This is a genomic window from Cellulomonas wangleii (assembly GCF_018388445.1).
GTDB classification, from domain to species: Bacteria; Actinomycetota; Actinomycetes; order Actinomycetales; family Cellulomonadaceae; genus Cellulomonas; species Cellulomonas wangleii.
Genome location: NZ_CP074405.1, coordinates 2891597 through 2905534 on the forward strand (window position 1 = coordinate 2891597; position 13938 = coordinate 2905534).

Annotated in this window: 17 protein-coding genes; all 17 read right to left on the minus strand. The window is 73.8% G+C overall.

The annotated features are described in order from the left end of the window. Positions 1–18: 18 nt before the first annotated feature. The 17 genes from rpsM to KG103_RS13315 all read right to left on the minus strand — a co-directional run bounded on the left by rpsM (position 19) and on the right by KG103_RS13315 (position 13922). The gene (gene rpsM, locus KG103_RS13235; protein WP_089798455.1) at positions 19–399 is read right to left on the minus strand and encodes a 30S ribosomal protein S13; all 381 of its coding nucleotides are present in this window, start codon (positions 397–399) and stop codon (positions 19–21) included. Between the two features lie 169 nt (positions 400–568). Further along, positions 569–682 (minus strand): 50S ribosomal protein L36, encoded by a 114-nt coding sequence (gene rpmJ, locus KG103_RS13240; protein WP_013117849.1) that lies wholly within the window; start codon positions 680–682, stop codon positions 569–571. 69 nt (positions 683–751) lie between these two features. Continuing rightward, positions 752–973 (minus strand): translation initiation factor IF-1, encoded by a 222-nt coding sequence (infA, locus tag KG103_RS13245; protein ID WP_012877432.1) that lies wholly within the window; start codon positions 971–973, stop codon positions 752–754. Positions 974–1340: 367 nt separating this feature from the next. Continuing rightward, positions 1341–2174, minus strand: a complete 834-nt coding sequence (map, locus tag KG103_RS13250) for a type I methionyl aminopeptidase (protein ID WP_207339036.1) — start codon at positions 2172–2174, stop codon at positions 1341–1343. Positions 2175–2184: 10 nt separating this feature from the next. Continuing rightward, on the minus strand, positions 2185–2763 hold the full coding sequence (locus KG103_RS13255; RefSeq protein WP_207339037.1) for an adenylate kinase: 579 nt from the start codon (positions 2761–2763) through the stop codon (positions 2185–2187). Continuing rightward, on the minus strand, positions 2760–4055 hold the full coding sequence (gene secY / locus KG103_RS13260; RefSeq protein ID WP_207339038.1) for a preprotein translocase subunit SecY: 1296 nt from the start codon (positions 4053–4055) through the stop codon (positions 2760–2762). The genes KG103_RS13255 and secY overlap by 4 nt, the downstream gene beginning before the upstream one ends. Before the next feature lie 125 nt (positions 4056–4180). Continuing rightward, complete coding sequence (locus KG103_RS13265) at positions 4181–4969, minus strand: hypothetical protein (RefSeq protein ID WP_207339039.1); 789 nt, start codon at positions 4967–4969, stop codon at positions 4181–4183. After that, positions 4966–5670: a hypothetical protein gene (locus KG103_RS13270; RefSeq protein ID WP_207339040.1), complete on the minus strand. Its 705-nt coding sequence runs from the start codon at positions 5668–5670 to the stop codon at positions 4966–4968. Before KG103_RS13270 ends, KG103_RS13265 begins: the two co-directional genes overlap by 4 nt. Further along, complete coding sequence (locus KG103_RS13275) at positions 5667–6320, minus strand: hypothetical protein (RefSeq protein ID WP_207339041.1); 654 nt, start codon at positions 6318–6320, stop codon at positions 5667–5669. Before KG103_RS13275 ends, KG103_RS13270 begins: the two co-directional genes overlap by 4 nt. Continuing rightward, positions 6317–6961: a signal peptidase I gene (locus tag KG103_RS13280; protein WP_207339042.1), complete on the minus strand. Its 645-nt coding sequence runs from the start codon at positions 6959–6961 to the stop codon at positions 6317–6319. Before KG103_RS13280 ends, KG103_RS13275 begins: the two co-directional genes overlap by 4 nt. Positions 6962–7031: 70 nt before the next feature. Then, positions 7032–7688, minus strand: a complete 657-nt coding sequence (locus KG103_RS13285; protein ID WP_207339043.1) for an alternate-type signal peptide domain-containing protein — start codon at positions 7686–7688, stop codon at positions 7032–7034. A 104-nt stretch (positions 7689–7792) separates the two neighbouring features. Further along, on the minus strand, positions 7793–10069 hold the full coding sequence (locus KG103_RS13290) for a CshA/CshB family fibrillar adhesin-related protein (RefSeq protein WP_207339044.1): 2277 nt from the start codon (positions 10067–10069) through the stop codon (positions 7793–7795). A 342-nt stretch (positions 10070–10411) separates the two neighbouring features. Continuing rightward, entirely contained in the window at positions 10412–11239 is an 828-nt protein-coding gene (locus KG103_RS13295; RefSeq protein ID WP_213319916.1) for a hypothetical protein, read from the minus strand. A gap of 29 nt (positions 11240–11268) precedes the next feature. Then, the gene (locus KG103_RS13300) at positions 11269–11988 is read right to left on the minus strand and encodes a SipW-dependent-type signal peptide-containing protein (RefSeq protein WP_207339046.1); all 720 of its coding nucleotides are present in this window, start codon (positions 11986–11988) and stop codon (positions 11269–11271) included. After that, on the minus strand, positions 11985–12596 hold the full coding sequence (locus KG103_RS13305) for a hypothetical protein (protein ID WP_207339047.1): 612 nt from the start codon (positions 12594–12596) through the stop codon (positions 11985–11987). The genes KG103_RS13300 and KG103_RS13305 overlap by 4 nt, the downstream gene beginning before the upstream one ends. Further along, the gene (locus KG103_RS13310; RefSeq protein WP_207339048.1) at positions 12593–13204 is read right to left on the minus strand and encodes a signal peptidase I; all 612 of its coding nucleotides are present in this window, start codon (positions 13202–13204) and stop codon (positions 12593–12595) included. Before KG103_RS13310 ends, KG103_RS13305 begins: the two co-directional genes overlap by 4 nt. A gap of 88 nt (positions 13205–13292) precedes the next feature. After that, a complete protein-coding gene (locus KG103_RS13315; RefSeq protein WP_207339049.1) occupies positions 13293–13922 on the minus strand; it encodes an alternate-type signal peptide domain-containing protein in 630 nt (209 codons plus the stop codon). Positions 13923–13938 lie beyond the last annotated feature (16 nt).

The window sequence follows — 13938 nt, forward strand, 5'->3', positions numbered from 1 at the left end:
CGCGACCGGCCCGCGTCGTCACTTGCGCCCGGCCTTCTTCTTGCCGGCGACGGTGCGCTTGGGGCCCTTGCGGGTACGCGCGTTGGTCTTGGTGCGCTGACCACGCACCGGGAGGCCGCGGCGGTGACGCAGACCCTCGTAGCTGCCGATCTCGACCTTGCGGCGGATGTCGGCGGCGATCTCGCGACGGAGGTCACCCTCGAGCTTGAAGCTTCCCTCGAGGTAGTCGCGGAGCGCGACCAGCTCGCTGTCGCCCAGGTCCTTGACCCGGACGTCGGGGCTGATGCCCGTGGCGGCCAGGGTCTGCTGCGCGCGGGTGCGCCCGACCCCGAAGATGTAGGTGAGAGCGACCTCGACCCGCTTGTCGCGGGGAAGGTCGACACCGATGAGACGTGCCATGTGCCTGGTGGCTCCTGTACGGCGTTCGGAGGTCTGCCGCACCGTCCTCCCGCGAGTCTGCGGGCCCCAGCCTCCGAGCTGGGGGTTCACCGTGGTGCCGGGCCCGGAGGCCGTCGTCACGGAGCGGCGGTGCGCTTGCTGGCCCGTGCGGGCCGGTGGTGCGTGCTGCTCAGCCCTGGCGCTGCTTGTGGCGCAGGTTCTCGCAGATCACCTGGACGCGACCGTGCCGGCGGATCACCTTGCACTTGTCGCAGATCTTCTTGACGCTCGGCTTGACCTTCATCGCGTTCGTTCCTCCGCCGCCGCGTCCCGAGCCACGTGGGCCCGACCGACGGCGTCTCGATGGGGGTGGTTACTTGTAGCGGTAGACGATGCGCCCGCGGGACAGGTCGTACGGGCTGAGCTCGACGACCACCCGGTCCTCGGGGAGGATGCGGATGTAGTGCTGCCGCATCTTTCCCGAGATGTGGGCCAGCACCTTGTGGCCGTTCGCGAGCTCCACGCGGAACATCGCGTTGGGGAGCGCCTCGATCACGCTGCCCTCGATCTCGATGACGCCGTCCTTCTTGGCCATGTCCTCCGCTAACTGTCGTGCTCTCGACGTGTCCTGCAGGTTGGTCGTCCCACCCCGCACCACCGGCCGGCAGACGTGCCGGACGCCGCCAGACCGTGACCGGTCCCGCGGACGAGCGAGGGGTGACTGGTCGCCGATGAACGGCGCACACAACCAACGAACGATCATACGGCATCCCGGCGGCGGTCGGTACCGGCGGGCGCCCGGCACGGGCACGGGGCCGGCCGACGTCGCCGAGCTGCTCGTCGTCCGTACCCCTACGGTGCCCCGGCGCAGCGGGTCCGGGGAGGGCTGTCGCGCAGGGCGCGACGCGGCGACGCCGGTGGGCGGACGGGCGCGCGCACGGGTCGGGCCCGCGCCGACGGCGTCAGAGCGCCGCGACCTCCACGCCGAGCGCCCGCAGCCGCTCCGCACCGCCGTCACGAGCCGTGAGCACGACGATGCCGTCCTCGAGCAGCGCGACCGTGTGCTCCCAGTGGGCGGCGCGCGAGCCGTCGTCGGTCACCACGGTCCAGTCGTCAGCGAGCACGTGGTTCGCCTCCGCGCCGCGCACCAGCATGGGCTCGACGGCGACGCACAGCCCCGGCTTCAGCCGGGCGCCGCGGTCGCGGGTGCGGTAGTTCGGGACGTCGGGCGGCTGGTGCATCGCGGTGCCGATGCCGTGGCCGACGTAGTCCTCGACGATGCCGAACGGCGCGGCGCCCGTGCGGGCGGCGGCCGCCTCGACGACGTCCTCGACGGCCTCGCCGACCGCGCCCAGCCGATCCCCCGTCGCCAGGGCGGCGATGCCGGCCCACAGCGCGTCCTCGGTGGTGCCCACCAGGGCGAGGTCCGCGGGGTCCGCGGGGTCCAGCACGGCCGAGAACGCCGAGTCGCCGTGCCAGCCGTCGACGATCGCGCCGCAGTCCACGGAGACGACGTCACCGGGCTGCAGCACGCGGGAGCCCGGGATGCCGTGGACGATCTCCTCGTTGACGGAGACGCACAGCGACGCCGGGTACCCGTGGTACCCGAGGAAGGACGGGGTGGCGCCGGCGGACCGGATCACGTCCTCCGCGACAGCGTCCAGCTCGGCCGTCGTCACACCCGGGGCCAGTGCCGCCCGCACCGCGTCCAACGCGTCCGCGACCACCAGGCCGGCACGCCGCATGACCGCGACCTGCTCCGGCGTCTTGTACTCGATGCGCTCGCGACCGAACACGACCGGGCCCTCAGGGCAGGACGGGGCTCAGCGCCGCGAGGAGCCGGGCCGTGACGTCGTCGACCTCACCGAGACCGTCGACCTGCACCAGCAGGCCGCGCGCGGCGTACACCTGCGAGATCGGGGCCGTCTGCTCGGCGTAGACGCCGAGCCGGTGGCGGATGACGTCCTCGGTGTCGTCCGCACGCCCCTCGATCTGCGCGCGGTTCGTCAGCCGCTCGATGACCACCTGGGGGTCCACGGTCAGCTCGACGGCGAGGTCGATGCTGCGGCCGGTCACGGCGAGGATCTCGTCCAGCGCCGCGACCTGGGCCACGTTGCGCGGGTACCCGTCCAGCAGGAACCCGTCGACCGCGTCGGCCTGGGCCAGACGGTCGCGCACCAGCTCGTTCGTCAGCTCGTCCGGGACGAGCGCGCCGGACGCCGTGATGTCCTGCACCCGGCGCCCGAGCTCGGTGCCGTTCTTGATGTTCGACCGGAAGATGTCGCCCGTCGAGATGGCCGGGACACCCAGCCGCTCCGCCAGACGGACGGCCTGCGTACCCTTCCCCGCTCCGGGGGGGCCGAGCAGGACCAGACGTGCACTCAACGCAAGAACCCTTCGTAGTGCCGCTGCTGCAGCTGGGACTCGATCTGCTTGACGGTCTCCAGGCCGACGCCGACCACGATGAGGATGGACGCGCCGCCGAACGGGATGTTGGAGCCGACCCCGAGCACGATGAACGCGATCATGGGGATCAGGGCGACCATGGCGAGGTAGAGCGAGCCCGGTGCCGTGATCCGCGTGATGACGTAGTCGAGGTACTCGGCGGTGGGGCGGCCGGCCCGGATGCCCGGGATGAAGCCGCCGTACTTCTTCATGTTGTCCGCGACCTCGTCCGGGTTGAACGTGATCGCCGTGTAGAAGTAGCAGAAGAAGATGATGAGGACGACGTAGAGACCCATGTGCAGGGGCGCGCCCGGGTCGGCCAGGTTCACGCTGATCCACTGCACCCAGCCCGCGGTCGGGTCACCGAACTGCGCGATCAGCGTGGGCACCGCGAGCAGCGACGACGCGAAGATCACGGGGATGACGCCGGCCATGTTGATCTTGATCGGAATGTAGGTGCTCGACCCGCCGTACATGCGGCGGCCGACCATGCGCTTGGCGTACTGCACGGGCACCCGGCGCTGCGACTGCTCGACGAACACGACCAGGCCGATGACGAGCACGACGATCGCCAGTACGGCGATGAACTTGCCCGCACCGCCGGCGCCGCCGGCGATCGACCACATGGCGCCGGGGAACGACGCGGCGATCGACGTGAAGATGAGCAGCGACATGCCGTTGCCGACACCGCGCTCGGTGATGAGCTCGCCGAGCCACATGATGAGGCCGGTGCCCGCCGTCATGGTGATGACCATGATCAGCAGGGTGATGGGGCTGTCGTCCGGGATGACCTCGAGCGAGCAGCCCTGGAACAGGTTGCCGCTGCGCGCGAACGTGATGATCGTCGTCGACTGCAGGACGGCGAGCCCGATGGTCAGGTACCGCGTGTACTGCGTGAGCTTCGCGGTGCCGGACTGGCCCTCCTTGTGGAGCTCCTCGAACTTGGGGATCACCACGCGCAGGAGCTGGATGATGATGCTCGCGGTGATGTACGGCATGATCCCGAGCGAGAAGACCGAGAGCTGCAGCAGCGCACCACCGCTGAAGAGGTTCACCAGCCCCAGCAGGTCGCTCTCGGCGGTCTGCTCGATGCAGGCCTGCACGTTCGGGTAGCTCACCCCAGGGGTCGGCAGGAACGACCCGATGCGGAAGAGCACCATCATGCCGATGGTGAAGAGCAGCTTGCGCCGCAGGTCGGGCGTCCTGAACGCCCGAACGAATGCACCTAGCACCTGTCGTCCTCCTGCTGTGTGGGCCGTCCTCAGACCCCGTCGCCGTCGAAGAGCGGGACGGACCGCCGGTAGAGACTACCCCGCAGACGGCGCCGGACCGCACCCCCTGCGGACGGGTGGCCCCCTCAGGCGGGTCCCCGGCCCCCCGACGCCCCGTCCGACCGGCGCCGGCGACGCACCGCCGCGACCAGCAGCCCGCCGGTGGCGACGGCACCGAGCGCGACCAGCGCGGTGCGCGCCAGGTCCGCCCCGGTCATCGCCAGCGGGCGCACGGCGCTGCCGGACGGCGCACCGGGCGTCGCGCTCGGGGGCGTGCCGGGCGTCGGACCGGGCAGGTCGCCGCCGATCTCCAGGTGGACGACGAACGACGCCTCGCGCGCACCGACCTCGGCCCGGTTGCCGGTGGTCGCCTCGACGGGGAACGTGTACCCGACCGTGATCACGGTGCTCTCCCCCACGGCGAGGGGAACCTGCGCGACCTGCGTGCGCTGCGCGGTCGCCAGGTCGCGGAACGAGGCCGCGCCGGTGCCCGACGCCGTGGACCAGTCGAGTCGCAGGTCGTCGTAAAAGGCGTCCTCGACCGCGGCCGGGGCGGTCTCGACCTGCTGGACCCAGGCACGCAGGGTCCCCGCCGCGGGACCGTCGTTGCGCACGCGCAGGGTGCGCACCGCCCGGTCGCCCGGGACGGTCACGGGGACGCCGACGAACGACTCGTCGGCGGTCATGACGGCCGACCCGTCCCAGGCCAGGGAGACGGTCGGCGTCTGCCACTGCGTGTCCACCGCGGCGGGCACCGCGGCGGCAGGTGCGGCGGCGGTCGGCGCCGCCGCCGCGGGGACGCCCGCCGCGAGGACGGTGGCCAGCGCCAGGGCCGGGACCAGGACCGCCCCGGCGACGGTGCGTGCGCGTCTCACGGCTGCTCCCCGGGTCGGAACGTGCGGAAGGTGAATGTCAGCGTGTGCTCGGGCTCGTCGGCGGGGTCGACGTCCTCGGTGACGGTCGCCGACCACCTGTCGCTCCCGGTGACGGTGACCGGGTCGCCGACACCGGGCACGGTGGCGCTGCCCGTGGCCGTCACGGTGTCCTCGTGCGTGCCGGAGACGGGGGTCCACCGCGCGACGAGGCACCAGTACTCGGTCGTCGGCGCGACCGCGTCGGTGTAGGTCGCGTCCCACGGGGTCGACGTGCGGGGCGACTCCCCGGTGACCGACGTCGTGCACGCCTGCGCCGAGCCCACCTGCGTGAGCGACCAGGTGGACAGGCCGAACAGACCACCGTCGACGGACGGCTCGACCGTGTAGGTCAGGCCGTGGTTGCCCTGCGCCAGCGAGTCGACCTGCACGGGGACCGCGACGGCGCCCGCGCTGCGCAGGGTCCGCGCCTCCTCGGGCCCGAACGTGTGGGCCAGGCTCGTGGTCCCGGACGTCGCGTAGCGCACCTCGCCCGGCGCGCCGACGCCGAAGACGGCGCCACCGAGCGGGAGCCGCGCGTCCACGCCGACGGCGTCGCGCCACAGCGCGGCGGTCCCGCCGACGCCGAGGCCGAGCAGCGCCGCGGCCAGGACGACCAGCGCCGTCGCGCGGCGGCGTGCGGGGCGTCGGACGTGGGCCGTCATGACGTGAACCCCTCCCCGTCGCGCACCTGCGCGAGCTCGATCCGGATGCCGCCGAGCGCGGCCGTGGGTGCCTGGCTGATCGCCGGGACCGTGCCGGACGCACCAGGCACCAGCAGCGGGACGTCACCCGCCACGTGCGCCGTCACCACGACCTGCCACGACGCGTCGTCCCACGCGTCGACCTGCGCGGGGGTCAGGTTGTCGGGCGCGGACGGCACGACGACGGCGGTCCCCAGGGCGGTCGGCGTGGTGGCAGTCCCCTCGGGGTCCACCACCACGTACGTCGCCGTCACACCGGCCGGCGCGGTGAACCCCTCGGCCCACGTGACGGTCATCCGGGCGGCGAGGTTGTCACCCTCGAGCCGCGGCCGGAAGCCCTGCGTGAGGACGAGGGTGTCCCCCGGCGTCGCCAGGTGACCGATCGCGCCGTTCCGGACCGTGCCGGCACGCCGGTCGGCGGCGGGCACGTCCGCGCTCGTCTCCTGCCAGGCCGCGTCACCGACGAGCTCGACGCCGATGTCACCGTTGTGGACGAGCTCGCCGGCACCGGTGCCGTCACGCCCCCACAGTGCGTAGGTCGACCCGGCGGCCAGGGCCGCGACCACGACCCCCGTGATCGCGAGCCTCGTCGCGTCGCGGCGTCGGCTCATGGTGCACCTCCTGGGGTGGGGACGGGGGCCGCGTCGGCCCGGTCGCCCCGGGCGACGCCGGAGAGGTCGTCGCCGGGACGCCCGATCGGGCCGGGCCCCGGGATCGGGGCCCGGGCCCTCTCAGGACGCAGGAGCATGAGCACCGAGTAGGTGATCAGTGCTCCCGCGACGGCGACCACGAGAGTTCCTCGGTGGCCGCCGAGCCACAGCGACACGTGCCCCACGAACGGCACGTGGTAGACCGCGACGCCCTTGATCTGCTCGGGCACCAGCGGGTCGTCGTCGGCGGTGTTCGCGTCACCCCGGGTGACGAACGTGGTGCCGTCCGAGGTGAAGCTCTTGCCCACCACCCGGTGCGTGACCAGCGCCGGGTCGTCGGACACCGGCTGGAACGTCACGACGTCGCCGACCTGGACCTCGGACGCGGCGTCCTTCACGCCGCGCACGACGACCACGTCGCCGGGCTGGTACGTCGGGACCATCGAGCCGGTGAGCACCGTGAGGGCGGCACCGCCGAGCGCGCGCGGCACGACCGCGAGCGCGACCGCGAGCCCGAGCGCGACGAGCAGCACGCACGTCGCCACCGCGGACAGGACGCGGCGGACCCAGCCGACGCGGGTCGCGGTGGCACTGGTGGTCACGGTGGGCCTCCCTCCGGGTCGTGGGTGCGGAAGGTGGTGGGGCGGGCGGGGCCCGCCCCACCACGGGGGGTCAGGGCGCGGTCGTGGGCGCGGTGAAGTCCGTGCCCTCGCGGACCTGCGTCAGCGTGACGCCGATCTTGCTCAGGTCGGTCGCCGCCCCGGCTGAGGTCGTGCCGGTGACTGTGCCGCTGAACGTCGCGGTGACGACCACCTTCAGCTCCGCCGTGCCGTCGGTGCCGACGACGATGGTGGGCGCCGGGTTGGTCGGGTTCCCGGCCGCCTGGCCCTCCCGGTTGGCGGCGAACCGCAGCGACGAGTCCTTGCCGAGGGCACCGGTGGCGACCGGGTCGGTCGTCGTCGCGCCGTCGTAGACGGCGTACGTCACCGTCATGCCCGTGGGCAGGTTGGCCGCCGCCGTGGTGTCGACGCCGAGCTCGGCCACGAGGTTGTCGCCGACCAGGGTGACGTCGATCTCCGAGGTGCCCTCGACGACGTCACCGGGCACCATCCGCCACGTCGTGAGGTTGGAGATCGCGTGCCCCTTGTCGGCGCGGTCCGGCGACGCGTCGACCCACGCCAGGGCGCTCGCCTCCACGTCGAGCTTCCCGTTCGTGATCGTGCCGCCGGCGACGTCTGCGCTGTCGCTCCACAGCGCGAACGTCGTGCCACCGGCCAGGAGGGCGACGCCTGCCACGCCGGCGACAACGCCCTTGGTCCTGTTCTTCATGGTTGCCTGCCTCTCTGGTAGACGCCCGGGGTGGGCGGGGCCGCACCTCCCGGGCGGGAGGCTGCGGGGTCGGGGGTGTCGGGTCTCGCGGGGTGCGTGCCCGATCAGGTGCGGGGCGGGACGACCGGCCGTTCGGCGGTGCAGGTCACGCTCCCGCCCACGGCGAGCTCGGTGAGCGTCACGTCGGTGCCGCTGCCGTGCCGGCCGCAGTCGAGGGGGATGCGGAGGTCGGTGACGAGGGGCGAGCCGTTGCGGGTCTCGGTCACCAGGTCGGCGACCTTCACGTCGTGCAGCGGCAGCGAGCCGGTGTTCCTCACGACGTACGTCCACGTCACGGTGGTCCCGGGTGCCAGCCGGGCGCCGTCCGCCAGGGCTGTGCCGCCTGCGGCCGCGGACTTCTCCACGCTCAGCCCGACGCCGGGCAGGTCGACGGTCGCGCAGCGGCCGGCGCGTTCGTCCACGGACCCGGGCTCGCAGCCGACGGGGTCGTCGGGGCCGGGTGCCGCGGTCGTCGCGCGGGCGACGTTGTGGATCGTCTCGTCCTGCGTGCTGGGGATGCGGTCGAGGCCGGTCAGCTCGTAGGTGAGCGTCACCGTCTCGCCCGCGGCGAGCGACCCGGACCAGGTGACGCGGTCACCCACGACCGCGGCCGTACCGGACGTGGCGGTGGCCGACGCGACCGTCCCGTACGTCCGCACGTCGCTCACGTCGTCGACCACGTGCGCGTCCGGGACCGCGACGTTGCCGGTGTTGGTCAGCGTGACCGTGTAGCGGACGGCAGTGGTCTCGGGTGTCACGTGCGACACGTCCGCGGACTTCGCGAGCGCCAGTCGCGTCACGAGCAGCTGGACCTGCCAGTCCTCGGTCTCCCCGGCCAGCGACGGCCCGGTGGCGGACCCCAGCTCGGCGGTGTCCGCCGCGGCCCGCAGCCGCAGGTACGAGGTGCCGCCGACGACGTCCGCGGGCACCGACGACCAGGTGAGGTTCACGGTGCCGGCGCTCGAGCCGCCGGGGCAGGGCACCACGTCGGACCGCTCGTCCTCATCGAACCGGCCGTTGCCGTCCCAGTCCAACCAGGCCGCGACGTAGGCCTGACCTTCCCGGCAGCGGGCCGTGCCCAGCGTGTACGAGGTGACCACGACGGGCTCCACCGCGATCGCGGCCGGCGAGGCGCCCTCGCCGAACGCCTCCTCGTCGGGGGTGTCCTCCGTGGCGTCCGCGCTGAACGGCACGGTCGTGTTGGCGCGCGCGTCCGCGCCGAGCGTGACGGTGGGGACGACGCGGGTGCTGATCGGCGTCATGACCTGCTGGCCGGGCGACGTGTAGCCCGCCAGGTCGTGCGTCCCCTCCCACAGCAGCGGACCCTCCCACCGAGGCCGGACGAGGGCACCGGCCATGCCGTAGTCGGCCGGCGCGTCGCCGTGGTCCACACCGAGCACGTAGCCGACCGCGACAGCGCTGAGGCCCTGACCGAGCAGGTCGATGTCGAGCGTCTGGACGCCCTCTGCCAGCAGCACCGCGGTGGACGAGCCCTCGAGGCACTGACCCTGGTCGGCGGCCGCGGTGTTGTGCAGGTTCGCGGTCCAGTGCCGCGTGCTGCCCACGTCCTGCGGGCTCACCGTGGCGGTCGCCGTGTGGGTGCGGTACGAGCACCCGCCGTGGTAGGTGTCGATGACGCGCCAGGGGGTGTTCCAGCCCGTCGGGGCGGCGGTGGCGGCGACGTGCTCCGTGACCACACCGTTCTTCTCCCCGACGTTGAGCGACTCCGCGTCGGCGAGCACCAGCCCACCCAGGTCGACGGGGGTGCGCCTGATCGGACTCCCCTCACGGTTGCTCGCGGCGTACCCGACGACCGCGGCGTCGCACGCGACGGTGAGGGACGTGGAGTTGGGGTACTCGGAGTTCTCGTAGCTCTTGTCCTGCCGGATGCCTGCGGGCGGCATGCCGGGGTACAGCTGGCCGAGACCGTCCTTCGACGACCCGACGGTCCCGTCCGGCTCGACCCACGTGTTCCCGAACGGCTTGTAGGCCGTCACGGGGACGCCCGACAGGTTCGTGAGCGTGCACGTGACCTCCAGCCACGTGTCGTCACCCATCGCGTGCCAGTTGGTCACGCTGGTCCCGTTCGCGATCGCCTGGCCTTCCGGCGCCCAGGAGACCCACGCGATCTCGGGGAACTGCGCGGAGCTGTGCGCGTCGCTCGAGTAGATCGCGGCGCCCGTCGTGCTGCCCGTGGCCGGCACGTCCGCGGAGGCCGCGGTCGTCACACCCAGAACGGGCACGAGGGCGAGTCCGAGCCCGGCCGCGACCGTCCCCGCGAGGATCCGCGCGGCGGTGCCGCGCGTGACGCCCTTCGTCGACCGACGTCCGGTGCTGTGCATACCGAGCCTCCTGCCGCGTCCCTTCCTGTCGCACACCCCCGTGGCAGGTAGGGGGGCGACCTTCCCTCCTCAGAGGGAACGGGATCACGGTAAGCAACCCGTATGGACCAGCGTCCAGTCCGACATTCGCCGGAAGATCCGGCGTGGCGGGACGATCCGGCGGACCCGTCCCTCGCCCGTTCGGACCAGCAGGCCGTGGGCGAGGACGTTGGTCCCCCGCGTGGACGCGGCCCGCGGGCGCGCTCCTGCCGTCCTCACCGACGGTGCGTCGTGCCCCGGCGGCTGCGTCGGGCGGGGTGGAGCGGCCCTGGCCCGTCCGTCGAGGGGCCCGACGGGAGGTGGCTACCGCGCGGGCGGCGCGGGGCGGGACGCGCCCGCGTCCCGGGCGTCACGACGTCGCCGCGCGGCACCCAGCAGCAGCGACCCGACCCCGATGCCGACCACCGCGAGCAGGGCGGCACGCAGCCCGTGCAGGACCGTGTGGGCGAGCGGCCCCGCGCCGGCCCCTCCTGCCGCCTGGACCTCCGCGATCGTCACGATGGTGTCGACCCGCGGCGTCACGGCGTCGACGTCGGTCCCCGCGGACCCGGAGCGCGACGCGGCCCCGGCCCTGGCCCACGTGCTGCCGTCGAGCCGGAGCAGGACCTCGTACGTGGCCTCCCGCGGCGGGACGTTCGCGCGGTTGCCCGACGTCGCGTCCGTGGCGAGCGCGGTCACCACGGTGACCTGGGTGCTCGCCCCGCGCGCGAGCAGCACGTCGACGACGGGCGTGGCACCCGCCGTCGCGAGCCGGCGGAACGACGAGCGCCCGTCCCCCGACGCGGTGCGCCACGTGAGCGTCAGGTCGGTGTAGAAGTCCGCCCCGGGCGCACCGTCGGCGAGGTCCGCGTCGTCGGCGTCGGCGTCGGGGTCGAGGAGCTGCACGTCCTGCACCCAGCCACGCAGCACCGCGTCGGTCGGGCCGGCGTTGGTCACGGTGATCGTCCTGCCCTGGACGCCGCCGGGCACCACGACCGGCGCACCCGAGAACGTCGCGGAGCTGGCGGTGGCCGGCAGGCCGTCCCAGGCGAGGTCGACGGTCGGCCCGTCCCACGTGGTCACGAGCCCGTCGCCGGACGCCGCGACCGCGACGCCGGGCGGCACGACGAGCGCCAGGACGACACCCGCCACCAGGGCCCGGCGGGCTGGGGTCGCCCGCGTCACCGGCCGGGCCGGAACGTGGTGAACGCGAACGTCAGGCGGTGCGTCGGCTCGTCCGCCGGCACGCGGGCCTTGCCGACCGACGCGCTCCACCGGTCCTCGACGGTCACGCGCTGCGACGTGCTCCCGCCGGAGGTGGCGACGCCGGCGTCGACGGACGCCGTGCTGTCGTACGTGCCCTGCACGGGGTCGAAGGCCGCCACGAGGCACCAGTACTCGCTGGTCAGCCGGCGGGTGTCGCTGTAGTCGGCCGGCACCGGCGTCGACGCGCCGGCCTCGGGGCCGGCCACCGTGGGCGTGCAGGCAGCCGGCCCGGCCACCTTGACGAGCCGCACGTCCGACTCACCGAGGATGCCGCCCGTGATGTGCGGCGTCACGGTGTACCGCAGGCCGCGGTGCCCCTGCGAGAGCGCGTCGACCTGGACGGGGACGGCGACCGACCCGGTCGCCAGGAGCGTCGCGGCCTGCGCGGGACCGAACGTCAGCTCCACCGTGTCGCCGGGGCCCGTCGCGTAGTCCGCGAGCGCCCCGGGCTCACCGGGGGTCCCGACGCCGAACACGACGACACCGGCGGGCATGCCGGCCGTGACGGTCTCGACGTCGCGCCACAGCGCGAGGGTCCCGCCGCCGACGACCCCCACCAGCGCGGCGAGCACGACGGTGAGTGCCAGCACCCCGGCGGTGGGCAGGCTGACGAGCCGGCCGCGCAGGCCGCTCACGGCGCGAGCCCGTCGCCACGCACCTGCCGCAGGTCGACCTGGATCGTCCCGCCGACCGAGGTGGCGGGCTGGCCGGTCAGGGTGGACGGTGCCACCACCCGGTCGACGCCGTTCCACACGAGGGTCGCGACGAGCGTCCACTCCCCCGTGCCGAGGGGCAGGCTCTCGCCGGCGCCCGCCGGCAGCGTCAGCGGCGTGCCGAGCGGGGTGGGGGCGCTGGGGGCCCCCGACGGCGGCGTCACGACGTACGTGCCCTCGACGCCCGCCGGGACGTGCCCCGTCGGCAGCCAGGAGACCGTGAGACGCGCGTGCAGGTTGTCGCCCTCCAGGGTCGTCCGGAAGCGCTGCGTGACCGTGAAGGAGTCACCGGGGACCGCGAGGTGGCCGGCGGTGCCGTCCGCACCCGACGCGACGGCGTGACCGCCGAGACCCGGGGACGTCTCCGCCCACCGGAGGTCGCCGACCAGCTCGAGATCGAGGTCCCCGGAGCGCAGGACACCGATCGAGGCCTCGGCGTCGGTCGACCACAGCGCGTAGGTGGCGCTGCTCATGACGGACGCCGTGAGCACGGCGGCCACCGCCGCGGCGGCCAGTCGGCGCCGGCTCATGCCTCGACCTCCGCGGCGGGCCGGTCCTCGTCGGACGCGGTCCCGTCCGTGGCTGCGGCACCGTCCGCGCGCGCCGGACGACGCCCTCGGTCGGGGCTGAGCACCATCCACGCCCCGTACACCAGCAGGACGGCGGCGCCCGCCATGACGACCGTGGAGCGGTGGGCGCCGACGGCCACCATGACGTGCCCGACGTCGGGCACGTGGTAGACGACCTCGGCCTTGATCTGCTCCGGGCGCAGGGGCTCGTCGTCGGTGGCGTTGGCGTCACCGCGCGTCACCCAGCGCGGGCCGTCGGACGTCGAGCGGATGGCGACCACGCGGTGCGTGACGAGTGTCGGGTCCTCCGGGAAGGGCTGGAACGACACGACGTCGCCCACCTCGATCTCGGCCGGCACGTCCTTCACGCCACGGACGACGACCACGTCGCCGGGCTCGTAGGTCGGCGCCATCGACCCCGTGAGGACGGTGAGCGCGACGCCGTCGAGCATGCGCGGGACCAGCGCCAGGGCCACGGCCAACGCGAGGACCACGACGACCACGGCCGTGCTGAGCACCGACAGGACGGTCGGGAGCACGCGGCGGCGCACGGGGCGGGGCCGGTTCATGGCGTCCTCCTGTCGGTGCGGGGTGGTGGGTCGGTCGGGTGGGGACCCGGGCGGCGCGCCGCGGAGGCGCCGCCGCCCGGGTGGTCCGTCAGGCGCCGGCGACCTGCGTGAGACTCACGCCCACCTCGCCCAGCTGGTAGACGGTCGCGGACATGTCCGCCGCCTTGTCCGAGGCGAAGTCGACGGTCACGACCACGTGCACGTCGGCGGCCGTCGTCTTGTCGACCGCCACGTTGCCGGCCGCACCGCGCAGGTCGGCGCCGGCGTCGGGGCCCACGAACGTCAGCTTGCCGCCGACGGCCTTGCTCGTGATCTCGTTCATCTTCCCGTCGTAGACCTTGAACGCCGCGGTCCCGCCGTTCGCGGCGACGACCCGGAGGTTCGAGACGTCGAGCTGCGCGGCGAGGTTGTCGCCCTCGAGCGCCACATCGAAGGAGTACGTCGCCTCGGCGCTGTCGCCCGGGACGGTGCGCCACGTCGCCAGGTCGATCGTGTGCCCGGCACGCCCCGTCACCGGGGTGGTCGCGGCGGCGTCCGACCGGCCGGCCGTCACGTCGTACCAGACCGGCGTGCTGACGCCGGTGATGTCGAGCTTGCCGGAGGTGATGGTGGCGCCGTCCTGCGTCAGCGTCTCGCTCCACGTCGCGAACGTGGTGCCGCCCGCGAGCAGCGCGATGCCGGCGACACCGGCGAGGACGCCCTTGGTCTTCTTGTTCATGGTCGTGCCCTTCTGA

Bases quoted from the DNA above. Each gene is read 5' to 3' on its own strand.
- KG103_RS13290 (WP_207339044.1), bottom strand. From the start codon at position 10,069: ATGCACAGCACCGGACGTCGGTCGACGAAGGGCGTCACGCGCGGCACC.
- KG103_RS13275 (WP_207339041.1), bottom strand. From the start codon at position 6,320: ATGAGCCGACGCCGCGACGCGACGAGGCTCGCGATCACGGGGGTCGTG.
- rpmJ (WP_013117849.1), bottom strand. From the start codon at position 682: ATGAAGGTCAAGCCGAGCGTCAAGAAGATCTGCGACAAGTGCAAGGTG.
- KG103_RS13315 (WP_207339049.1), bottom strand. From the start codon at position 13,922: ATGAACAAGAAGACCAAGGGCGTCCTCGCCGGTGTCGCCGGCATCGCG.
- KG103_RS13310 (WP_207339048.1), bottom strand. From the start codon at position 13,204: ATGAACCGGCCCCGCCCCGTGCGCCGCCGCGTGCTCCCGACCGTCCTG.
- infA (WP_012877432.1), bottom strand. From the start codon at position 973: ATGGCCAAGAAGGACGGCGTCATCGAGATCGAGGGCAGCGTGATCGAG.
- KG103_RS13270 (WP_207339040.1), bottom strand. From the start codon at position 5,670: ATGACGGCCCACGTCCGACGCCCCGCACGCCGCCGCGCGACGGCGCTG.
- rpsM (WP_089798455.1), bottom strand. From the start codon at position 399: ATGGCACGTCTCATCGGTGTCGACCTTCCCCGCGACAAGCGGGTCGAG.
- KG103_RS13305 (WP_207339047.1), bottom strand. From the start codon at position 12,596: ATGAGCCGGCGCCGACTGGCCGCCGCGGCGGTGGCCGCCGTGCTCACG.
- KG103_RS13285 (WP_207339043.1), bottom strand. From the start codon at position 7,688: ATGAAGAACAGGACCAAGGGCGTTGTCGCCGGCGTGGCAGGCGTCGCC.